Annotated in this window: 18 protein-coding genes; 10 read left to right on the top strand and 8 right to left on the bottom strand. The window is 66.5% G+C overall.

The features are described from left to right. Position 1: 1 nt before the first annotated feature. Both AB3147_RS06025 and AB3147_RS06020 read left to right on the top strand, forming a co-directional pair. Positions 2-1,441 carry a sensor histidine kinase gene (locus tag AB3147_RS06025; protein ID WP_367351561.1) on the top strand — a complete coding sequence of 480 codons (1,440 nt, stop codon included), beginning with the start codon at positions 2-4 and terminating at the stop codon, positions 1,439-1,441. Beyond that, complete coding sequence (locus AB3147_RS06020) at positions 1,434-2,504, top strand: ABC transporter substrate-binding protein (protein WP_367351560.1); 1,071 nt, start codon at positions 1,434-1,436, stop codon at positions 2,502-2,504. The genes AB3147_RS06025 and AB3147_RS06020 overlap by 8 nt, the downstream gene beginning before the upstream one ends. Positions 2,505-2,523: 19 nt before the next feature. Here the strand turns inward: AB3147_RS06020 and AB3147_RS06015 are convergent, their stop codons facing one another. Together AB3147_RS06015 and AB3147_RS06010 are read right to left on the bottom strand one after the other, a co-directional pair. After that, the gene (locus AB3147_RS06015; RefSeq protein WP_367351559.1) at positions 2,524-3,300 is read right to left on the bottom strand and encodes an SDR family NAD(P)-dependent oxidoreductase; all 777 of its coding nucleotides are present in this window, start codon (positions 3,298-3,300) and stop codon (positions 2,524-2,526) included. Positions 3,301-3,325: 25 nt separating this feature from the next. Continuing rightward, the gene (locus AB3147_RS06010) at positions 3,326-4,069 is read right to left on the bottom strand and encodes an SDR family oxidoreductase (RefSeq protein WP_367351558.1); all 744 of its coding nucleotides are present in this window, start codon (positions 4,067-4,069) and stop codon (positions 3,326-3,328) included. A gap of 165 nt (positions 4,070-4,234) precedes the next feature. On the opposite strand from AB3147_RS06010, the gene AB3147_RS06005 reads away from it, so the two are divergent. The 6 genes from AB3147_RS06005 to AB3147_RS05980 all read left to right on the top strand — a co-directional run bounded on the left by AB3147_RS06005 (position 4,235) and on the right by AB3147_RS05980 (position 10,546). Beyond that, on the top strand, positions 4,235-5,203 hold the full coding sequence (locus AB3147_RS06005; RefSeq protein WP_343738695.1) for an AraC family transcriptional regulator: 969 nt from the start codon (positions 4,235-4,237) through the stop codon (positions 5,201-5,203). Positions 5,204-5,265: 62 nt separating this feature from the next. Further along, on the top strand, positions 5,266-6,954 hold the full coding sequence (locus AB3147_RS06000; RefSeq protein ID WP_367351557.1) for a DUF6138 family protein: 1,689 nt from the start codon (positions 5,266-5,268) through the stop codon (positions 6,952-6,954). Between the two features lie 296 nt (positions 6,955-7,250). Next, positions 7,251-8,336, top strand: a complete 1,086-nt coding sequence (locus AB3147_RS05995; RefSeq protein ID WP_279971863.1) for a LuxR family transcriptional regulator — start codon at positions 7,251-7,253, stop codon at positions 8,334-8,336. A gap of 284 nt (positions 8,337-8,620) precedes the next feature. Next, on the top strand, positions 8,621-8,953 hold the full coding sequence (locus AB3147_RS05990; protein WP_343738693.1) for a DUF4148 domain-containing protein: 333 nt from the start codon (positions 8,621-8,623) through the stop codon (positions 8,951-8,953). A 162-nt stretch (positions 8,954-9,115) separates the two neighbouring features. Beyond that, positions 9,116-9,667, top strand: coding sequence for an NADAR family protein (locus AB3147_RS05985; protein WP_367351556.1), 552 nt, complete (start codon positions 9,116-9,118; stop codon positions 9,665-9,667). Positions 9,668-9,712: 45 nt separating this feature from the next. Beyond that, positions 9,713-10,546, top strand: a complete 834-nt coding sequence (locus AB3147_RS05980; protein ID WP_367351555.1) for a hypothetical protein — start codon at positions 9,713-9,715, stop codon at positions 10,544-10,546. Positions 10,547-10,558: 12 nt separating this feature from the next. Here the strand turns inward: AB3147_RS05980 and AB3147_RS05975 are convergent, their stop codons facing one another. Then, positions 10,559-11,608 (bottom strand): hypothetical protein, encoded by a 1,050-nt coding sequence (locus tag AB3147_RS05975; protein ID WP_367351554.1) that lies wholly within the window; start codon positions 11,606-11,608, stop codon positions 10,559-10,561. 328 nt (positions 11,609-11,936) lie between these two features. On the opposite strand from AB3147_RS05975, the gene AB3147_RS05970 reads away from it, so the two are divergent. Beyond that, entirely contained in the window at positions 11,937-14,399 is a 2,463-nt protein-coding gene (locus tag AB3147_RS05970) for a penicillin acylase family protein (protein WP_367351553.1), read from the top strand. 170 nt (positions 14,400-14,569) lie between these two features. After that, positions 14,570-15,013: a CopD family copper resistance protein gene (locus tag AB3147_RS05965; protein ID WP_239213104.1), complete on the top strand. Its 444-nt coding sequence runs from the start codon at positions 14,570-14,572 to the stop codon at positions 15,011-15,013. Between the two features lie 91 nt (positions 15,014-15,104). Here AB3147_RS05965 and AB3147_RS05960 read toward each other — a convergent pair whose 3' ends face one another. The 5 genes from AB3147_RS05960 to AB3147_RS05940 all read right to left on the bottom strand — a co-directional run bounded on the left by AB3147_RS05960 (position 15,105) and on the right by AB3147_RS05940 (position 20,736). Then, the gene (locus AB3147_RS05960; protein ID WP_367353518.1) at positions 15,105-15,833 is read right to left on the bottom strand and encodes a DUF4377 domain-containing protein; all 729 of its coding nucleotides are present in this window, start codon (positions 15,831-15,833) and stop codon (positions 15,105-15,107) included. Positions 15,834-16,195: 362 nt separating this feature from the next. Then, a complete protein-coding gene (locus tag AB3147_RS05955; RefSeq protein WP_367351552.1) occupies positions 16,196-17,023 on the bottom strand; it encodes a lysozyme inhibitor LprI family protein in 828 nt (275 codons plus the stop codon). Between the two features lie 127 nt (positions 17,024-17,150). After that, positions 17,151-19,235, bottom strand: coding sequence for a DUF4387 family protein (locus AB3147_RS05950; protein WP_367351551.1), 2,085 nt, complete (start codon positions 19,233-19,235; stop codon positions 17,151-17,153). Between the two features lie 132 nt (positions 19,236-19,367). Then, entirely contained in the window at positions 19,368-20,294 is a 927-nt protein-coding gene (locus tag AB3147_RS05945) for a LysR substrate-binding domain-containing protein (RefSeq protein WP_239213110.1), read from the bottom strand. A gap of 13 nt (positions 20,295-20,307) precedes the next feature. Next, positions 20,308-20,736, bottom strand: a complete 429-nt coding sequence (locus tag AB3147_RS05940) for a VOC family protein (RefSeq protein WP_175184186.1) — start codon at positions 20,734-20,736, stop codon at positions 20,308-20,310. Positions 20,737-20,781: the final 45 nt, after the last annotated feature.

The following is a 20,781-nucleotide window of genomic DNA, read 5'->3' as shown; positions in this document are numbered from 1 at the left end:
CATGAACCTGCCGCGTTCCGAGCAGCCTCGCCGCATTTCCGTGCGCCGCCGGCTGCTGACCGTGCTCGGCGCGCTGTTCGCGGTGGGACTGGGCGCGATCTACCTGCTGGTGCGCGGCTATGCGCACCAGACCGCCGACACCACGTACGACCAGCTGCTGCGCGCGTCCGTACTGTCCATGGCCGACAGCCTGCAGCTCGTGCAGGGAGAGTGGCAGATGGACATGCCCTACGCGGCGCTTGCGCTGCTGGAACAGGCGCCGCGCGACCGCGTGTTCTACCGGGTGGCCTCGGCGCGCGGGACGCTTATCTCGGGGTACCGTGACCTGCCCGCGCCGCCCGCGCGCGGCAACGCCGACGCCAGCACGCCGCAGCTCTATGCAACCGAATACCAGGGCGAACCGGTGCGCGTCGCCTGGATGGAACGCAAGGTGGCCGGCCCGCAAGAGACCGAGACCGCGATCATCCAGGTCGCCCAGACGCGCGAGGCGCGCAACGCGCTGGCCGACCGCATCCTGTGGCAAGGCACGCTGGCGTTGATCGGTTTTACCGCCGCCGCGCTGGCGCTGGCGTATTGGGGATTGCAGCGGTCGCTGTCGCCCATCCAGCGGATTGAGCGCGAACTGGCCGGCCGCACCGCATCGGACCTGCATCCCATCGCTGCGCCGGTGCCCGAGGAACTGGACATGCTGGTGCACTCGCTGGATGGCTTCATGGGCCGGCTGTCGGAAAACCTGGACACCCTGCGCCTGTTCATCGCCGAGGCCGCGCACCAGCTGCGCACCCCGCTGGCCGCGCTGCACGCGCAGATGGAGCTTGCACTGGACGAGGACGATCCGGCCGAGCAGCGGCGCAGCCTGCTGGCCGTGCTGCGCAACGCCGAAAAGCTGTCGCGCCTGGTCAACCAGCTGCTCAGCGACGCCAGCGTCATCCATCGCAGCAACGTCCGGCAGTTCCAGCCCGTCGACGTGGCCGAGCTGCTGAGCCAGGCCGTGTACGACACCGTCCCGCAGGCGGACCCGCAGCCTGATGTCCGGCTGCATCTGCCGTCCGCCAACGGCGGCAATCCGCCGCGCGTCATGGGCGACAACCTGATGCTGCGCGAGGCCTTCAAGAACCTCATCGACAACGCCTTGCGGCACGGCGCCAATGACGACGGCCACATCGACGTGCGGCTGGATCCGCACGACGGCGGCTGGCGCGTCACGGTGTCCGATCAGGGGCCGGGGATTCCGCCGGCCCTGGCCAACACGGCCTTCGAACGGTTTGCGCGCGGCCCCAATCCCCGCTCGCCAGGCGCCGGCCTGGGTCTGTCCATCATCAAGCGCGTCGTCGACATCCACGGCGGCACGCTCAGCCTGAGCAACCGCGTGGGCGGCGGGCTGGACGCCGTCATCACGTTGCCCGCGACCGCTTTGCCCGCGAAAGCCGATCATGCATGACGCCCGCTCCATCCTGCGCGGCCTGGCCGCAATCGCCGCGTTGACGCTGTCCGCGATCAGCCACGCCGCCGAAATGAGCGGCAGCGGCCTCACGCTGGGACCGGCCGACAGCAGCAACGTGCTGGTCGTGCACGCGTCCAACAGCGTGCAGGTGTTTCGCGGCGTGCTGGAAGACTTCAGCAGGTTGAACCCATCTGTCCGGCTGGAATACACCGAGCTGTCGACGCAGGATCTCTACAGCGACACCGTGGCCCGCGCTGCCACGGCGCCCGGCGTCCCGTCAGGGCCGGACATCGTCATCAGCAGCGCCATGGACCTGCAAACCAAGCTGGTCAACGACGGCTACGCGCGCGTGCACATATCGCCGCAGACGCGCGCCCTGCCCGGCTGGGCCAACTGGCGCGATGAGGTCTTCAGCATCGGCACCGACCCCATCGTGATGGTCTACAACACGCGCAAGCTCGATGCCGCGCGCGTGCCGCACACCCGCCGCGAACTGCTGTCGCTGCTGCAGGCGCCCGACCAGCCGCTCGCCGGCCGCATCTCCACCTACGACGTGCAGGGCAGCGGCATCGGCTATCTGGCGGCTACGCAGGACACGCGGCTGGACAGCATGGCGGGCGCGCTGCTTGGCGCCTTCGGCCGCAACGGCGTGTCCATCCACGAGTCCACCGAACACGCGCTGGACAAGCTGGAAAGCGGCGACGTCACGTTGGCCTACAACCTGCTGGAGTCCTATACCCGGCACCGCATGGACAACGGCGCGCCGCTCGCCATCATCTACCCGCAGGACTACACGCTGATGCTGTCGCGCTCGGCCATCATTCCGAAGCAAGCGCCGCGCGGCGACCTGGGCGCGCTGTTCCTGGACTATCTGCTGTCGGCGCGCGGGCAGGATGCGCTGGCACGCGAGTCCGGCATGCGGCCGGTCAGCGCATCGGTCGTGCCCGCAGCCGGCGTGCGGCCCGTGGCATTGGGCGTCGGCCTGCTGGTGTATCTGGACCCGCTGAAAAAGCGCCACTTCCTGGACCTGTGGCGCGCGGCGATCTTTCCGCCGCGCTGACCCCGCACACGCATTGCGCCTAGCGCAGCGCCACGCTCATGCCGCCGTCGGCCATCACCACCGCGCCCACGATGTAGCTGGCTTTGTCCGATGCCAGGAACGCAATCACCTCCGCGATCTCGCGCGGCTCGGCCGCCCGCCGGATCGGCGCATTCTTGCCGTGCTCGGCCAGGAAGCCGGGACCGTCCTCATGGATGTGGTTGGTGATGTTGGTGACCACGTCGCCCGACCCCACGGCGTTCACACGGATACCGTGCTCGATGGCCTCCAGCGACAACGCGCGCGTCAGCTGCGCCAGCGCGCCTTTGGACGCCGCGTAGGCCGCAATGGTCGGAAAGGCCTGGTAGCAGGCGTACGAGCCGACGTTCACGATCGCGCCGCGGCGCGCCGGCACCATCACGCGCATCGCTTCACGGGAAAACAGGAAGGCGCCCGTGGCGTTCACGGCAAGAATGCCTTCCCAGTCGTCCAGCGTCATGTCGATCACCGGCTTGTTGATGATGACGCCCGCGTTGTTCACCAGGATGTCCAGCCTGCCGAAGCAGTCCATCGCGGTCTTGACCGCCTTTTCGGCGCTGTCTTCCCGCGAGATATCGGCCACCAGGGGCTCGACGCCGGGCCGCACCAGCGCGCGCACGGCCTCGTCCCGGTCCACCGCCACGACGCGGGCGCCCTGCGCGTGCAGGAGTTCCAGGGTGGCCAAGCCGATGCCGCTGGCGGCGCCGGTCACGATGGCCGTCCGGCCGGAAAAGGGTTGGTCTGAAACGGGTTGGTCAGAAATAGTCGTTGCCGTCATGGTTCGATTCCTTATGGTTGTAGGTTCAATGCGGGCTGGCCGTCGGGCGCACCACCACTTCGCTGACGTCCACGTCGTCAGGCTGATCGATGGCGTAGGCAATGGCGCGGGCGATGGCGTCCGGGTGCAGGGCCACGCGGCGGAACGACTGCATCGCCACGCGCGCGGTGTCGTCGGTAATCGTGTCGGCCAGCTCCGATTCAACGACGCCGGGGCAGACCACCGTCACGCGAATCTTGTTGGTCTCCTGGCGCAAGCCGTCCGAGATCGCGCGCACCGCAAACTTGGTCGCGCAGTACACCGCCGCCGTCGGCGACACGGCGAGTCCGCCGATGGAAGACACGTTGATCACCTGTCCGTGCCCCTGGCGCTCCATGCCCGGCAACACGGCGGCGATGCCGTGCAGCACGCCGCGGATGTTCACGTCGATCATCCGGTCCCACTCGTTCACCTTCAGAGAATTCAGCGGCGACAGCGGCATCACGCCCGCGTTGTTGACGATCACGTCCACCTGCCCGTAGGCCGCCTCGGCGCCGCGCACGAAGTCCCGCATGTCCTCGGCCGACGTGACGTCCAGCGCGCGAAACGCTGCCGTACCGCCGTTTGCCCGAATCTCTTGGACCAGTGTTTCCAGCCGGTCCGTGCGGCGCGCCCCGACGTACACGCGGTGGCCCTGCGCGGCCAGCAGCCGCGCCGTGGCCTCGCCGATGCCGCTGCTGGCGCCAGTGATCAGCACCACTTTGGATTGCCGGTTCTGTGTTGCAGTCATGGTCATTTCTCCAAGTCGTTGACGTGACTGAAATGCTAAGGATTGCGGCGCCGCGCGCGAATACCTGCGTCTATCGCACCCTTGCCCATTCCTATCGTCGGCCCTGTTCCGCCCCGATGGGCGCCGGTAGAATGTCCCCCACCGGAACCGAACCACGGATGCCCCATGACGCTGCCGTCCAATCCGCTGTCGCGCGAAATGATTGCCCTCATCGATCGCCTGGCGCCCAACGAGGGCTACAGCCTGTCCGCGCTGGACGGCGTGCGCTTCATGCGCTCGGACCGGCCGCTGGGCCGAACGCCGGTGCTTTACGAGCCCGGCATCGTCATCGTGTGCCAGGGCCGCAAGCTCGGCTTTCTGGGCGACGAGACCTACGTCTACGACGCGCAGCACTTTCTGGTGCTGTCCGTGCCCCTGCCCTTTTCCACGGAAACGCAGGCCAGCAAGGAAGAACCCATGCTCGCGGTGTCCATCCGGATGGATCTGGCGACCGTGGCCGATCTGGTGGTGGCGATCGATAACCGCTCGGGCGAAGGTCCCGAAGCCGCAGCGGGCGCCCACAACGGCGACGCGCCGCTCGGCATCGCCTCGACCCCCCTGTCCCATGAACTGGCCGACGCCACCGTGCGCCTCTTGCGCGCGCTGTGCCATCCGCTCGATGCCGAGATCCTCGGCCCGGCGCTGGTGCGCGAAATCTGCTTTCGCGTCCTGAGCGGCGAACAGGGCGGCGCCTTGCGCGCCGCCCTGGCGCATCCGGGCCGCTTCGGCCGCGTTGCCCGCGCGCTGCGCCGCATTCATACCGACTATTCCCAGCCGCTGGACGTCACACACCTGGCGCAGGAAGCCGGCATGAGCGTCCCCGCGTTTCACGTCAATTTCAAGGCGGTGACGCAGACCTCGCCCATTCAGTACATCAAGTCCACGCGGCTGCATCAGGCCAGGCTCATGATGATCCGCGACGGCCTGACCGCCGCGTCGGCCTCGGCCCGCGTCGGCTACGAAAGCGCATCGCAATTCAGCCGCGAGTTCAAGCGATTCTTTGGCCGCACGCCTGTGGAGGAAGTGCGCGATATGAAGGCGTCGTTTGCGCTGTCGCCCGCGGCCGCCATCGGCGATTTCGCGTCCCGGCACTGACGCGGGCGCGGCGCCTCATCGTGTAGCATTCGGCGCACCTGTTGCCACCCTCACGAATCACGATGTCCCACGAGTCCCGCGCCATTGGCCTGCATCACAAGACCGCCCAGCAGATCCAGGATGAAACGCTTGCCGCCATTCATGGCTGGTTCGACAAGCTGGAAGCGCGCGACGACATCGACGCGATCGTGGCCCGCACACCGCTGCAGGCCGGCATCCACAGCGAGATCCTGCTGGAGTACGAGCCCTCGCGCATCATGTTCGACGTCATGCCCAGCTGGGAGCCCGGCGACGAAGACGGCCTGCGCGCCGAGGGCCGTAACGGCCCGCTCAGTCCCGATTCCGTCCACGAATCGCTGGCGCCCGTGCTGCGCGAGACCGTGCTTGAACGCATCGCCCGGCTTGCCGGCAAACCGCACCTGGACCACCACTTCCGCTTTCGCGCGCAGTTCCCCACCACCGAGGGCCGGCTGCGCCTGACGCTGGTGGACCACACCGACGAGGCCAAGCAGCAAGGCCTGCGCGAACGCGTCGCGCAATACGTAGACCAGGAAGTGCTGAACGGCGCCCAACCCACCGGCCGCCTGCACATCAGCCTGCTGTGCCGCCATCTGCTGGACGAACGCCTGTTTCCCAAGTTCGATTACCCCTGGCTGATTGCCGTCTTCACGCGCGTGCTGGCGCTGAACGCGGGCCAGGAGTCGCTGGCCGAGCAGCGGGGCTCCATCATCCACGCGCTGCGCCGCTGGTCCGAGGAACAGTATCTGCCCCGTTATTTCGACGTGTCGCAGAACGCCTTCCGCACGAACACCTACACGCTCAAGCCCGGCGCAACACTGGACGCCAACGACCGCGGCATCGACCTGCTGCTGTACGCGGCAACGCTGATCCTGCGCTTTGAACCCGGCTATGCGCGCCCGCTCGGCCTGACCTTTCTGGAACTGGCGCGCGATGTCGGCAGCGCGCGCGCCGAAACCATGCTGGCCAGCGGCAGCGGCGCCATTCCCGCCGATCGCGCACGCCTGGCGACCGACACCGTCACCTGCGCCGCCAACGACGTACTGGCCACCGTGTCCATTGCGATCCGGCAGGAGTCGCCGGCGGCCTACTGCCAGGCGTTGGACTTCCTCGCCAGCCTGTTGCGCGCGGGCTTTCCGGCCGGCTACCGCATCGAACTGAAAAGCCGTGCACGCCACTACCTGCCCATCAAGGGCCTGGCCAAGTCCGACACGCATCGCTTTTTTGCCAACGCCGCGCAGCATCCCGAGGCGCACGATGCGCTGGCGCGCTATGCGCACGCCGCCATCCAGCCCTACGAATGGTATTCGGATGCGGAGGCCGAAAAGGCCTGCCTGTCCGGCACGTATGCGGCGTTTGCGCTGGGTCTGGCCGACGCCAGCCACTTTGCGCTGCTGCGCCATTACATGGATCTGGTGGACGACGAACATCAGTCAGTGCAGGACCGCTACACCACCGTGTTCCTCGAACAGCATGGGCTGACGCCACAGACCCTTGCCACCGTCGTGACATGCCTGTGCGTCTGCACCGACGGCTTCAAACCGCCCGCGGGGTTCACGATTGAAGATGCGCCATTGCTTGCGCTGCTGGCTGACGCACTGGCCGCACTGCCCGAGCATCTGAGGGCGCATGTGCGCGAACGGCTGTTCGGATCCGACAAGAAGCTGGCGGCACTGGCGCGCAAGGCGGACGAACCGAAAAAGGCGCTGCTGCTGCAACTGCTGGCGCAATAAACGCGGCGGTGTCACGCGGCGATATGCAGGGGTTTCGCGCCAGTTGAATTTTCCTGGTATCGCCGCATCAACACGCCATTTTCCTTGCGGGAAAGCACAGCAAAATCATCATCGCCTGCAAATTTGCGACGATAATCTGCGCTGGGCCCGCCGCTATCCCTGTACGCTCCCTGCGACGCGCTCTCCGCTTTGATCCGCAGCAGCGGTGCGCCGCCATGTCTTGCCGGCCGGCGCCACCTACCACCATCTGTGACACGTAGCAGCGATTACGTTTGAACCAGAGTTGGAGGCTCGCCATGCCCGATCATCGAATCGCATTGCGCCGCGCCGTCGAGGCCGTCGACCACCTGACCGACCCCGAACCGCCGTGGCGCGACATCCTGGGCACCGCCCGCGATCTTGTCGGGGCCGACAGCGGCGCGCTTATCGTGTTCGACGCCAGGAACAAGCTGCTGACCCTGACCGCCATCGGCTTTGCCGACGCGTGCGTCTCGGATTACCAGGAGCACTACTGCAACTGCGACATCGTTGAGCAGGAGGGGCGCAATGCCCCCGCCGGCACCTGGCTGGACACCACGCGAATGTACGAACCCGCGCAGTTGCAGCGCACCGAGTTCTATGCGGACTTCATGGCCCGGCATCGCATGGCGCAGGTGCTGTCGCTCATCATCGAATCGAACACTGTGCTGCACGCCGCGATCGGCTTTCAGCGTTCGTCCATCGACGCGAAGGCCAGCGACCGGCTGCAATCCGGCGACTACGCCCGCTATTTCCGCGCGCTGCGCCACCACTTGTCGCAACGCGAGCGCAACCGCGCGATCGGATGGAAGTCGCTGGAAAGCGCGTTTTCCGATGTCAACGAAGCCGTGTTGCTGATCAGCGTGGATTGCATCGTCGACAAACTGTCGCCGCTGGCCGTGGGTTTTCTGGACGACGTCAACGGCTGGACGCTGCATGGCCGCCGGCTGCGCCATGCGGACGCCAAGGTGCAGCGGCTGTTGGATGCGCACTGTGCCGCCGTGGCGCGTGACGGCCAGATGCGGTCGATGGCCACGGCCTCGGGTTGGGGCGAACTGTTCTGGGTCGACATCAGCGCCGCGCCGCCCGCGCTCAGCCTCATCGGCGGCCGGATGCTGCTGATGCGAATGCGCAAGAAGAGCGCGTTCGCGATGCCGGACGTCACCAAGCTCCAATCGGTGTTCTCCATCACGCATGCCGAAGCCGCGGTGCTGGCCGGACTGGCCGCCGGTCACAGCGTCGAGGAAGTGGCCACGCTGCGCCACGCCTCGGTCCTGACGGTGCGCAAGCAGGTGGCGTCTTTGCTGACCAAGATGGAGTGCAGCCGCCAATCCGAACTGGTCCGCCTGGCGTCGTTGTTGTAGGCCTGTGCGCCGCTTGGTGTACTCAGATTTGGGTATGCGGCCTGCACCCATGCGGCCCTACGATGAGCACGAAGGCATGAGACCCGGGCCTCCAAGCGCCTGTCGGGTCACCACCCCGTCTGCGCTCGCGATCTGCAGGCCCGCAAACCGGCGCCTGAGCCCGCCGGACCATGACTCCGCCCATCCGGTCCCGCAGCTGCCCTCGGCCGCGTAGCGCTATCGCGCGCGCCCCGAACGGCACCGGTCCCAACGCTGCGCCCCCACGCATCCCCAAGGAGCCCTTCATGAAGCCTGTCCTGCCATTCCGCGCCCTTATCCCCGCTGCGCTGGCGGCATTTGCCCTGCTGTCCAGCCCCGCGGGTGCGCAATCCGCCTCAACGGCGCCGGCCACCGCGGCGCCTTCCTCGGACTTCACGCCCACCCGGGCCGACGTCGAACGCGACCTGGCCGCATGGCGCGAAGCCGGGCTGGAAGAACAATGGGCTGGCGAGGAAAGCCCGAACGTCAACTCGCCCACGTACATCGAGGACTACAAGAAATACGAATCCACCGTCCGGACCGGCGGCATGGGCCAGTCGGCAGCGCAGCCCACAAGCGGGTCGGAGCGCAGGTGGTGATGTCTGCAACATGATGACCCCGCGCGGCGACGGGGCTGCCCTGCCCCGCCGCGCGACGCCATTTGGCAAATAATCGGCGGATCGGCTTGCATCTGGTAACGAGCGGGATACCATCCCCCTTTATCCTCCAGCCTCTTCCTTATCCGGACCCCGCCTTCCGGCATGACCGACACCCGCTACATCGAAGACCTGCGCCGCCGCTACAACGCGGGCGCCAAACTCAAGTTCGTCAATTTCTGGGGCCACCAGCCCGCCAAGCACGGCATCACGGCCTCGTGCTTCAGCCAGTGGTACGGCGCGCCCTTCGAAATCGAAGGCCAGCGCTACCCCACCGCGGAACACTACATGATGGCCGAGAAGGCCCGGCTCTTTGGCGACGAGGCGACACGCGCGCTCGTGTTCAAGGCGCCCAATCCCGGCGCGGCCAAGGCGCTGGGCCGGCAGGTCATGGGCTTTAACGACGAGACCTGGCTGGCAAACCGCTATGCCATCGTCGTGCGCGCCAACGCGGCGAAATTCGGCCAGAACCCCGAATTGCGCGAGTTCCTGCTCCAGACCGGCAACCGCGTCCTGGTCGAAGCCAGCCCCGTGGACCGCATCTGGGGCGTGGGCATGGCGCAGGACGACGAACACATCGCCAATCCCAACCTGTGGCGCGGCCTGAACCTGCTGGGCTTCGCGCTCATGCAGGTGCGGGACACGCTGCGGGCCTGATTCTTCGCCGCCCGCTCGGCCCGCGCCGGCTCCGGCGGCGCGGCCATGACCGACACCATGACCGCCATCACCCACGCCCAGGCGCTGAAGAAACTCGCCGCCGACATCCTGGTCCAGACGCTGGACGAAGACCTTGCGCGCCTGCTGGCGGACACCATGGCGCGCGCCCGCCATGACGCCGCCATTGCAGCCAACCCATCGGACAGCGTACTGACGCGCCTGCTGCGCCGCTGGCACTGCGTGCTGCAGGCGGGCGACGACGCGGCCTCGCCGCTGTATCGCCACAAGACCGCCGTGGCGCTGGCCATCCTGCTGCACAAGTACGGCATCGCCGACGCCGGCATCGCCGACCGCGCGGATGCCGCCATCGACGCCCTGAACGAGGCCGTGGCCCTGAGCGACGATTTTCATCGCAAGACCGCCGCGATCAAGGCCGCCTTCCTGCACACGCCGCCCGCACCGCTCAAGCGCGCGCCCGGCCTGCCCGACAGCCTGACGTTCTACCGGGCGGGCGACGTGGTGTCATACCAGCTCGAAGGCCGCTATCACGCAGCGTATGTCCACCACTGCGCGCAGACCAACCAGAGTCCGGTCATCGAGTTCTACGACGCCGTCTTCGACCATGTGCCCGCCATCGACGAACTACGCGACAAGCTCGCGCGCGGCCGCCGCTACAACGACGGCAGCGTGCGGATCGAACGGATGTCGGTCGCCGGCATGAAGTTCATGCCGGATCCGGCCGGCCAGTTCGTGCTGATCAAGGCCTGCGTGGAAACGCCGCCGGACACCAGCCGACTGGGCAAGCCGGTGGGCCTGTATGCCGTGTCGGACGTCTTCGACCTGCAGGACAGCGTGGACGGGTTGTTCGGGCGCAGCTGAACCTGCGCCGGCTCACGCCAGGTACGACGCCACTTCCTCCGGCGTCAGATAGCGCTTGAACGTCATCGACGGCTGCTGCGCCTCGTGGATCGCGCCGTTGAAACCCGACCAGTTGCGCTTGGTGCCCTCGTCCGTTTCCAACGCGATCAGCACGCGCTTTCCGTGCCGGGACGGATGGTCGCGCAGCGCGGCTTCGCCCCACGCCCACTTCAGCATGTTCTTCAGCTCGCCTCCGGCATACGCGCCGGCCTGCAACCACTGGAAGTCAGCCGTGTCGCCATCCATGTCCGGCGTGCGCGAGGCGATTACCCGCTGCACGCGCAGCGCCTGCGCGTGTTCGCCGATCAGGATCTGCAGCAGCGTGAGGGCGTGAAAGGTGTTGTTGATGGCGTGGGCCTCGGCGATGAAGCCCGTTCCGGACGCCGGCAGCACGACCACCAGTTCGTCTTCGTAGCTGACGCGCGATGCCAGCCACAGGAAATGCAGCTGGTGGAACGGCAGGCTGTCGTTGAGCGAGGTCATGGCATACAGCAAGGCCATCAGCGCGTCGTCGGCGATGAACGCCTGGTGATTGCCACGGTGACGCAAGAGCATGGTCATCATTGGCAGCACCAGCACGTCCACGGCCGCTTGCAGGGCTTCGACCTCCCAGAATGCGTCCTGCGGCACCGCTGCCAACCTGGCCTGCGCGTCCGTCCAAGCCTGGCGGTCGGTCTCCTCGACCTCCTCGCCGTCCTCTTCGACTTCCTGCGCGCATAACGGACGCAGGCGTTGCAGCCAGTCGCGCAGCAGTGCGTGCAGCGTGGGAAACAGAATGGCGGGATCGGCGCCGCCCTCCACCAGCGATCCGCCCATCAGCGCAAGCGCCGCAGCATGGGAAGGATGCAGTTGCGGCAGAAGATCGGCGCAATCCCGCAGGGCCGCAGCAGTGTTCGCCGGGTTGCGGGCATGGGTCAGGAAGGCGCCAACCTCGGGCCGCCTGAAGAACTGCTCCATCGACTCCAGGTCATCGGCGGAAAGGATGGGACGGGACAGGCTGCGTGCGAGGTCGGAGATCGGCATGAGGTACGGCTATGGGTGAGGACGGCGAACAGCAAGCGCGCCCGCGGTATCCAGGGCGCCCGAGTTTACCGGCCGGAGCGCGATGTCGTGACCAAAAATTTCATGCCTGATCGCGGCTTTAAACGACGTGATGTCAGCCAGGTGCGCTTTCCCATACTGGTCAGACTTCAACGAAGCGTTACAAGTCCTGCCAGATCTAATCAAATAAAACAGTTCTCCCCACGCTTCTGCTTTAGTTCTAGTCGCTGCATGGTGTTGCGTTCGGCGCGGCTTCCAGCGTTTGACGTACTGCCGGCAGAGAAAAGATCAATAACCGGAGGAGAAGTCTATGCGTACGTTCAAGCGCAGGGCCGCCGCATTCCTGGCAAGCGGCCTGATCGCAGTGCTGGCGGGTTGCGCCTCGCCAGGCGGCAAGAAGGACACGATTGCCATGCCTGGGCTCTCGCAGCCCGTGGAAATCGTCAGGGACAAGCACGGCGTGTCTCACATCTACGCCAAGAACCAGGCGGACCTGTTCTTTGCTCAGGGCTTTTCGGCCGCGCGCGACCGCCTGTGGCAACTGGACCTGTGGCGCCGCCAGGGCGAAGGCAAGATGGCCGAACAGTTCGGCCCGCGCTTCATCGAGCAGGACCGCGCCGCGCGCCTCTTCCTGTACCGCGGCGACATGCAGGCGGAATTCGCCAGCTATCACCCCGAAGGTCAGGCCATCCTCACCGCATTCGCCAACGGCATCAATGCCTACGTGAACTGGGTCAAGGCCAATCCCGACCAGCTTCCGCCGGAGTTCAAGCTGACCGGCACCGAGCCGGGCTACTGGAGTCCGGAGACGTCCCTGATCCGCATCTACGGCCTGACGCGCAACGTCAGCGAGGAAGTGCGGATGTCCGAGCAGATCGCCGCATTGGGCCTGAACAACGTGCAGGGGCTGAGCACCTTCGAGCCGCCCTTGGCGCTGCAGGTGCCTGCCGGCCTGGACGTGCGCCAGATCAACAAGTCCGTCCTGGCCACCTACCGGCTGGCGCGTGACGGCCAAAAGTTCGAGGCGGGCGACTTCCCGCGCAGCCCGCTTGCCGCGGATGAACGCGCCAAGCTGGCGAGCGCGTTGTCCGAGGGGCGGCTTGCGTCGCTGGACCCGGCCTTCGATCCGCTGGCGCCGCGCTACGAAAGCAACAACTGGACGCTCAGCGGCGAACGCACCGCCACCGGCAAGCCCATCCTGGCAGGCGACCCGCACCGGTCCATCACGATGCCGTCGCTGCGCTACATGGTCCACCTGAATGCGCCGGGCTGGAACGTGATCGGCGCGGGCGAACCGGCATTGCCCGGGGTGTCGATGGGCCACAACGACCGCATCGCGTTCGGCCTGACGATCTTCGCGTTCGGCGACGAGGAAGACCTGTACGTCTACGACACCAACCCCGCGAACCCCGGCGAATACCGCTACCAGGGCCGCTGGGAAAAGATGCGCCAGATCGACGAGAGCATTCCGGTGCGCGGCGCGTCGCCTGCCATGCGCAGCCTGAAGTTCACGCGCCACGGTCCCGTCATCCACGAAGACCCGGTGCGGCGCAAGGCCTACGCCCTGCGCGCCGCCTACCTGGAATTCCCGGGTACGGCCGCCTATCTGGCCAGCCTGCGCTTGAATCAGGCGCAGAACTGGAACGAGTTCGTGGCCGGCATGGAAAAGCACTACACACCCAGCGAGAACATGGTCTACGCGGACGTGGACGGCAACATCGGCTGGTTCGGCGGCAGCATCGCGCCCATCCGTCCGCGCAACGACTGGTCCGGCATGCTGCCCGTGCCGGGCAATGGCGACTTCGAATGGCGCGGCGTGCTGCCCGGCAACGCCCTGCCCCGCGTCTTCAATCCGCCCGAAGGCTATGTCGCCACGGCCAACGAGTACAACCTGCCCGCCAACTATCCGTACAAGGACATGTCGGCGCGCACCTGGGCCGAGCCCTTCCGCATCCAGCGAATCCGCGAGGTGGTGGCTGACGGCAAGGGGCTGACCGTGCAGCAGTCGCAGGACCTGCAGTTCGACAATCTGTCGATTCCTGCCCGCACGCTGGGCGGCTATGCCAAGTCGTTGAACTCGGCGGACGCGAAGGTCGGCGAAGCGCTGAGCCTGCTGAAGGACTGGGACTACCGCATGGCCACGGACTCCCGGGCCGCCACCGTCTATGCCTTCTGGCTGCCCGAGGTCGTCAAACGCGTAACCGACCTGTATGTGCCGGCAAACGGACGCGCGGCATTCGGCGAGCTTTCCACCCGCAAGACACTGGAAAAGCTGGCCACGCCCGACGCCGCCTTTGGACCTCGCCCGGATCAGGGCCGCGACGCCCTGCTGTTGCAGGCGCTGGCCGATGGTCTGACGCAGCTCACCGCGAAGATGGGGCCGGACTCGAAGCAGTGGCAGTGGGGCAAGCTGCACCACATCCAGTTCGATCACAGCCTGGCCAGCCTGCTGCCGCCCGACACGGCCAAGGCGTGGGGCACGCCGCGCTATCCGGTCGGCGGCGACAACGACACGGTGCATCGCGCGACGTTCCGCAAGAGCGACTACCGCGTGACCAGCGGCGCGTCGTACCGCCAGGTGATCGACGTGTCCGACTGGGACAACTCGCGCGTGCAGAACGTGCCGGGCCAATCGGCGGACCCGCGCAGCCCGCATTACCAAGACCTGATCAAGGGCTGGGCGACGGGCGAGTACTTCCCGATGGCCTTCAGCCGGGCCAAGGTGGATAGCCAGCGGTCGGATACGCTGACGCTGCAGCCGGCGGGCAAGTGACCTGAGTTCCGGGGATGGACAAGCCGGGCTGCGACTTCCTGCGAGGGAGCGCGGCCCGGCTTTTTTATCGGGCTGCTTGCTTGGGTCGATGATGCGCTGGACTCAACCCGGACCTTGCACCCTTGATGTTTGTCATTTCGCGCCGCGATCCGCGGGCGGAGAATGCCCTCATGACCCTCTACCCCGTGCTGCTCATCCTGCACCTGCTTGCCGCCTTCCTGTTCGTCGGCACTGTCACGTTCGAGGTGCTGTTTCTTGAACCGGTGCACCGGCGTCTGCCGCCCGACGTGCGCAAGGCGCTGGGCAGCCAGCTCGGGCCGCGCGTGCGTTCGGTGGTGCCGTGGTCGGTGGTGGTGTTGTACCTGGCGGGGTTGGGGCTGGCGTGGCAGCACCGCGGCGCGCTATCCGCGCCGCTGGCCTCATCGTTCGGCCTGCTGCTGTCCATCAAGATCGCGCTGGCCATCAGCGTGCTGATTCATGTGGCGACCGCGCTGGTGCTGGCCAGGCAGCGCAAGCTCACCGGCGCGCTGCAAGGGCGTCTGCACCTGAGCGTGTTCTGCCACATGCTGGCCATCGTCGTGCTGGCTAAGGCGATGTTCTACGTCACCTGGTGACCGGGCCAAGGGCGCTAACCGCGAACAGGGCGATAACCGCGCGGATCGCGCTAACGCCCCTCCACGCGCCCCTACACGCGGACCTCCCCGTTTACTTGCGCTTGCCCGAGGCGTCCTGCTCCACCACCATGTCCAGCACGTAGACCTTGGAGGGCGCATCAGCGGGCGGGTTCTTCCAGTCGTAGCGCTTGACGCGCAGCACGGTGCGCACGCCATCCTGATGCTCAAACCCTTCGATCGACTGGTACAGCGGCTGCCACTTGTCCGGCGCCGGCAGCGCGATTCCCGCGTCATTGAACTTGCGTTCGCGCACCATCAGGCACTGATAGTGCGGAATCATCGGATGGCTGCATTCGGCGCGCTTGGCCGCCACTTCCAGGAACATGATCTGGCCCGCGCTGCCGTACAGCGTTTCCGGCGTGGGTTCGCCGACGAACTTCAGCACGCTGCCGTCCTGCGTCGTGAGGTCCAGCGTCGGTTCGGCCTTGTCGCCCGACATCGTCACGCGCAGATCGCCCTTCAGGCGCTGGGCGATCTCGGCATCGAGTTGCATCAGGCTTTGTTCGCAGGCCTTCATCGTCGACGCGAGATTCGCGATGGTCAGCACGCCGTTCTTGTACGTGTACCCGCCGAATTGCGCATTGCAGCCGCCGCGGATGTTCACGCCGTCGTCCTTGAAGGTCAGGCGCACCTGATGCTCGACGCCCTTTTGCAGCGCCGCGATGGCCTTGCCCGCGGCATCGGTGGCGGCGGTCAGGCGCCAATGGTAGGCGCTCAGGCCGGCCTGAGTTTCGGCGGACATGGTGGCGGAATCAGGCATGGCGGACGATCCTTCGCGGGGTGAGGTCGTGGGCGCGCAGGCAGACAGCAGCGCCGCGCAGACGGATGCAAGAAGGATGGTTTTTTTCATGATTGGTTCCTGACGGCCGCGTGGCATTGACGAAGAGCGGGATTCTACGTCCGTGCCGTGGACGAAATTACCGCTGCGCGGCGCAGTCCGTTTCCAAATCTTGCGGCCGACCAGCCCCGGGCGGCGTGATCCAACCGTCCGCGCGCCGTGTGCCCCGCATGGGAAATTGTCATCCGGCGGGCGCGGTCCGGCCCTCATGGCCAGCGCGGGCGCAATTACAGTCTGACACCTTCCCCGTCAGGCCCACGCGCGGCCGCGCAGGCCTGAACGCGCTACTTGTCAGCGGGATACACCGGGCTTGCCAGGCAAGCCTGCGCCCATTCGTAGTCGTCGGTATCGAAGATTTCGCCGTCGATCTTCGGCAGGGGCTTGTCGGCATAACTGAAATCGGGCGCTACCGGCGACCGGTTCCAGTGGGTCTTGCCATTGCCGTCATCGCACGCCTCGTCGGCGCTGCTGAACGAGCACGACGCGATGACCTTGGGCTTGCCGTTCACCACGTCGGCCACGTACCGCTTTGTGTAGACGCCGCCGGAGGCCCAATACTCGTCCACCGAGCAGACGCGGTCATTGTGCTGGTAATGGCGGGTCGCGAAGCAGGAGTAGTTGTTGTAGTCGGGCGGCAGCACGTCGCACGACGACGCAAACCCGGCAAACGGACCGCCGGTGAACTGCGCCCGGAATTTGCGCTGATCCAGCGCCCGCGCGATCAGGACCGGCGTATCAGACCCCTTGGCCTTTTCCTTGAACTGGGCGCTGCGCGCCTGGATCAGGCTGCGCGCGGCCTGCGCGCGGGTCTTGCCGTCGGGCAGGAGGTCCGGCGACTCGATCAATCTTTCCAGTGCGTTGTCGCGCGCCGCCAGCCAACGCTTCTGGCCGTCGATCAGCATGGTGCGGATCTCGGCATCGGGCGCGGCTTTCAACAGTGCGCTGTAGCTGCGATTCAATTCCGCGTCGGCGGACACGGCGCCGCGGTCGGCGCAGATCAGCTTCTCGACGCCGGTGGATGCCTTCTTGCAATCGATGGCAAGCGCGGGCGCGGACAAGGCGAACAAGCCAGCCAGGGACAACAACCGTAGGGCGGGAATTCCAGGTTTCATCGGATTCTTCTCGGGTTCGATGGCGGTTGGACAGCCCGCAATTCTGGCACGAAACCGGGGACGACCCCACGGACGCACGCCGCCGATCGCCCTTCCCGTTCGCGATCGGCGGCGGCCTCAACACGCGCTACAGCGCCGAGGCCATCGCCAGCCGCTCCGCGTAATGCGGTATCGACAGACGCTCGATGACGGCCTGCTGCTGCGCCCCGAACACGTCGCGCTCATCCGGCGAAGCAGAAATGTTCGGACGGTCGATGGTCAGCTTGATGGCGTTGCAGCTATCCACGAAGAATGTGCCGACCACGCGCTCGGGCGCCACGCCCAGCACCTGCGCCACATTGGCCGGGCAGAACACATTCGAGCGCAACGCGGCCTCGTAGTCGGCGGCCGAGTTGAAGACGATGTCGAACGTCAGCCGGTTGATGCCCGCGTCCTTGCTGCGGACCACCACGGCCATGTCGAGCAGCGGTTGTTCGCGCTGGGGCGTGCCATCGGGCGGCACGTCGGCGATCAGGGACAGCGTGCGGTCGTCCAGATTGCCCTGGTAGTCCGTGATGCCGATGTCGTAGTACCGCGGCCGGCCGGATCCGCTTTCCGTCCACGCCTTGCCGTTGGCGCGGAAGTAGGTGATCGGGAACATGCGGTTCTTGATGATGTCTTCGTTCTGCAGCAGGTGGTACAGCGTCCATTCGTAGGCATCGCCGGCATCCATGTCCATCCGCGAGCCGTCGCGCGCGGCGGCCAGCGACAGCAGGCGTTGCAGCTCGGCGTGATGGCGGTCGGCGAGCACACGGGGATCGCGGTCGATGGTGCGCACGAGCGCGACCGGATGGCTCGCGTCGGCCTCATGGATTTTCCAGGTAGCGGCGCGCAGCGCGTCCGGAAATTCCGCCTGAACCAGCGTGATGACCGCGTCCCTGATCATCGGGTAATTCGCCTGGAACACCGGATCGCGCGTGCCGCTGGGAACCACCGCGCCGTATTGCCCGTCTTCACGCCGGAAGCTCACCAGATTGGGCGACAGCGGATAGGCAATGTTGCCGGCGGTGGCCTTGCGCCCCGCGTAACCGTAATGAATCAGATAGTGGGTCAGCAGACTGGCCAGCGTTTCGGCTGCCTGCGGCGTCGCCGCGCACGTTTCCACGATCAGACCCAGCTCCTTTTCGCCCTCGCGCAGCGGCACGGCCTGGACCCCGTTGCGGCCATAGACCAGCACGTCGCCAGGCACACGCGGCAGGTCCGCAGGATCCAGATGAACCAGCGACACCTTGCGCTTGCCCAGCCGCCGCGCGCCTTCCAGCTTGATGCTCCACGGCCATGGCTTGCCCGCATGCACGAATTGGCTGTTGCGGATACCGGCGGTGCGGGCGTCGCGCGCGAAGAATTCCGTGTGTTCCATCGCCAGGATGCCTTCGGGATAGAACTGCAGTTGCGGATGGCTTTCCTCGTACAGCGAATGCGCCGCAATCGAATACGGCGTGCAGCGCCGTCCAGAGTCCGGCGCCACGAAAAGCGCCGTGCCGTCGTCGTAGATTTCGGCGATCAGGCAATCCGACGGCGAGCCCGGGTCGCAGGCCAGCGCGCCGCATTCCAGCACGTGGCCCACGTGGTACGCCAGACCCGGATCGATACCGCGGCGGATCATGTCGGACGCGAACAGTGCAATGTCGCACGAGCGGCCTGCCAGCACGTACTTCGCGCCGCTTTCCAGCGCAGTGATGAGCGGATGCACGCCCATCTGACCCACGATGGTGCTCTCTTCGAGCGCCGCTGCATCCAGCTCCGGCCCGGCGCCCGTGGGCCGAAGCGCACCCGCGCGGAATTCGCGGATCACGCTGGCCGGGTCCAGCTCGGACCGGATGACGGCCACGGCGCGGTCCTTCACGCCCAGCTCGTCAAACACTTCCTTGGCGACGTCGATCATCCAGTCCAGGTTGCGGTTGCCGCCCGCCATGCCGCAGCTTCCCAGGATGACCGGACCCTCGATGCGTTCGCCCGCCTCGACCATGTGGCGAAAGTCCGCCTTCACGGCCTCGCGTTCGAAGTATTCGGTTCCCGTGCCCAGGTAATAGGGGCCGGCGTCCATCGATCCCGCATCCGAGATCACGGCGTCGATCCGCCCTTCCAGCGCCTTTTGCAGCGATTCACGAGGAAATCCATATCCCAACGCGCCGCACGCGGACACCACGCGATAAACCAGCTTTGCCATCATCACTCTCCAGTTCTGCAGGCCGCAGACATTGCGGTTGCTGCATGAGCGTGAAGATTGCGCCTGCCGGCGAAGCTGGAAAAATACTATGTCGATATGCGGGTATCGGCCGCGGATATGGCCTTTAGCGGCGCGTCAGGAAGGCAGCGGCTCCGCGCCGGCCAGTCCTTTTTCCTGCACCTGCTGCATCACGAACTCGCTGAGCAGCGTGCGCACCGCCTCGGCGGGCGGCGCCAGCGGCACGTCGCTGGACGCGATGACTGCCGCCGTCAGATAGACGGGCGGCTCGATCAGCACGGCGGACACCATCGCGTTTCCCGGCTGCCCCGAGAAATCGCCCAGCGGCAGGATGGTGTGGCCGATGCCCGCCTGCACCGCCGACAGCATGCCGGAAAAGACCTCGGTTTCCGCCACCACCTGCGGCGCGATGCCGGCCTCGGAAAACAGCCGGTCAAGCAGATTGCGTGTCATGTTGGGATGCGCGGGCAGAATGAGCGGCATGTCCGCCAGTTGCTCGAAGCGCATGGCGGACGGCCGACGCCCGGGCTTGCGCGGGCTGATCACGAAAAGCCGTTGCCGGAACAGCGCTTGGCGCGCAAAACCCGTGGTCGGTTCGTCCTCGAACACCAGCGCCAGATCCAGCGAGCTGTCGCGGATGCGGGCGCCCAGCTGGCCGCTGGCATCGCTGCTGAAACGCAGGCTGATCTTGGGCAGCGCCGCCCGGCATTTTTCCATCAGTTCGCCCGCCAGAAACGACGCCAGCGTCGACGACATGCCGATGCGCACGACGCCCTGGATGTCGCCGCTGAGCGAGCGCACGATCTGCGGAATGCGCTCCATGCGGCTCAGGATGGACGCGGCTTCCGTGTAGAGCGCGGCGCCCGCGGCCGTGGGACGCGCGCCCCGCGCGCTGCGATGCAGCAGCGTCACACCCAGCTCTTCTTCCAGCGCCGCGATCTGCTGGCTGAGCGCCGGCTGCGCCACCGGAATGAGCGCCGCCGCGCGGGAAAAACTGCCCGCCTCGACGATCTTCACGAAGTACCGGAGATGGCGCAGTTGCACGGAAACGCTCCGGTCAGAACGTCACCTTGACTGACGGCGCGCTGCGCTGGGCCTCGCCATGGAACACGGCTTCGATGTTGTTGCCGTCCGGATCCAGCACGAAGGCGCCGTAGTAGCCGGGATGGTATTCGCGGAATCCCGGCGCGCCGTTGTCCTTGCCGCCGTGAGCCAGCGCCGCTTTGTAAAACGCGTCGACCATCGCCTGATCTCGCGCCTGGAACGCCAGATGGTGGCGTCCCGTCAACTGGCCCAGCGCGGCCTGGCTGTCCGCCGACGAGACAAAGAGCTCGTCCGCCCAGAAGTAGTCGTCGGCCGTGCCGCCCATCGGCACCTCCAGGGCATCGAACACCGCCTGGTAGAAGCGCTGACTGGCCGGCAGATCGCGCACGACAAGCTGGATGTGATCGATCAGACGGCCGCGATGGATCTCGTTGGTCTGCATGACATCTCCTTACTGGTGGGGATCGGTCGACTATAGCGCCATCCG

Origin of the sequence: Achromobacter animicus (genome assembly GCF_040775605.1) — a bacterium.
In the GTDB taxonomy this organism is placed as follows: domain Bacteria; phylum Pseudomonadota; class Gammaproteobacteria; order Burkholderiales; family Burkholderiaceae_B; genus Achromobacter; species Achromobacter animicus.
Note: the sequence above shows the minus strand (reverse complement) of the source record. Positions and strands in the feature narration are given on the sequence as shown.

Excerpts from the sequence above, each read along its gene's own strand:
- AB3147_RS05980 (WP_367351555.1), top strand. The coding sequence starts at position 9,713 with ATGACCGACACCATGACCGCCATCACCCACGCCCAGGCGCTGAAGAAA.
- AB3147_RS05940 (WP_175184186.1), bottom strand. The coding sequence starts at position 20,736 with ATGCAGACCAACGAGATCCATCGCGGCCGTCTGATCGATCACATCCAG.
- AB3147_RS06015 (WP_367351559.1), bottom strand. The coding sequence starts at position 3,300 with ATGACGGCAACGACTATTTCTGACCAACCCGTTTCAGACCAACCCTTT.
- AB3147_RS05975 (WP_367351554.1), bottom strand. The coding sequence starts at position 11,608 with ATGCCGATCTCCGACCTCGCACGCAGCCTGTCCCGTCCCATCCTTTCC.
- AB3147_RS06020 (WP_367351560.1), top strand. The coding sequence starts at position 1,434 with ATGCATGACGCCCGCTCCATCCTGCGCGGCCTGGCCGCAATCGCCGCG.
- AB3147_RS05965 (WP_239213104.1), top strand. The coding sequence starts at position 14,570 with ATGACCCTCTACCCCGTGCTGCTCATCCTGCACCTGCTTGCCGCCTTC.
- AB3147_RS06025 (WP_367351561.1), top strand. The coding sequence starts at position 2 with ATGAACCTGCCGCGTTCCGAGCAGCCTCGCCGCATTTCCGTGCGCCGC.
- AB3147_RS05985 (WP_367351556.1), top strand. The coding sequence starts at position 9,116 with ATGACCGACACCCGCTACATCGAAGACCTGCGCCGCCGCTACAACGCG.
- AB3147_RS05955 (WP_367351552.1), bottom strand. The coding sequence starts at position 17,023 with ATGAAACCTGGAATTCCCGCCCTACGGTTGTTGTCCCTGGCTGGCTTG.
- AB3147_RS06005 (WP_343738695.1), top strand. The coding sequence starts at position 4,235 with ATGACGCTGCCGTCCAATCCGCTGTCGCGCGAAATGATTGCCCTCATC.
- AB3147_RS05970 (WP_367351553.1), top strand. The coding sequence starts at position 11,937 with ATGCGTACGTTCAAGCGCAGGGCCGCCGCATTCCTGGCAAGCGGCCTG.
- AB3147_RS06010 (WP_367351558.1), bottom strand. The coding sequence starts at position 4,069 with ATGACTGCAACACAGAACCGGCAATCCAAAGTGGTGCTGATCACTGGC.
- AB3147_RS05990 (WP_343738693.1), top strand. The coding sequence starts at position 8,621 with ATGAAGCCTGTCCTGCCATTCCGCGCCCTTATCCCCGCTGCGCTGGCG.
- AB3147_RS06000 (WP_367351557.1), top strand. The coding sequence starts at position 5,266 with ATGTCCCACGAGTCCCGCGCCATTGGCCTGCATCACAAGACCGCCCAG.
- AB3147_RS05950 (WP_367351551.1), bottom strand. The coding sequence starts at position 19,235 with ATGATGGCAAAGCTGGTTTATCGCGTGGTGTCCGCGTGCGGCGCGTTG.
- AB3147_RS05995 (WP_279971863.1), top strand. The coding sequence starts at position 7,251 with ATGCCCGATCATCGAATCGCATTGCGCCGCGCCGTCGAGGCCGTCGAC.
- AB3147_RS05960 (WP_367353518.1), bottom strand. The coding sequence starts at position 15,833 with ATGCCTGATTCCGCCACCATGTCCGCCGAAACTCAGGCCGGCCTGAGC.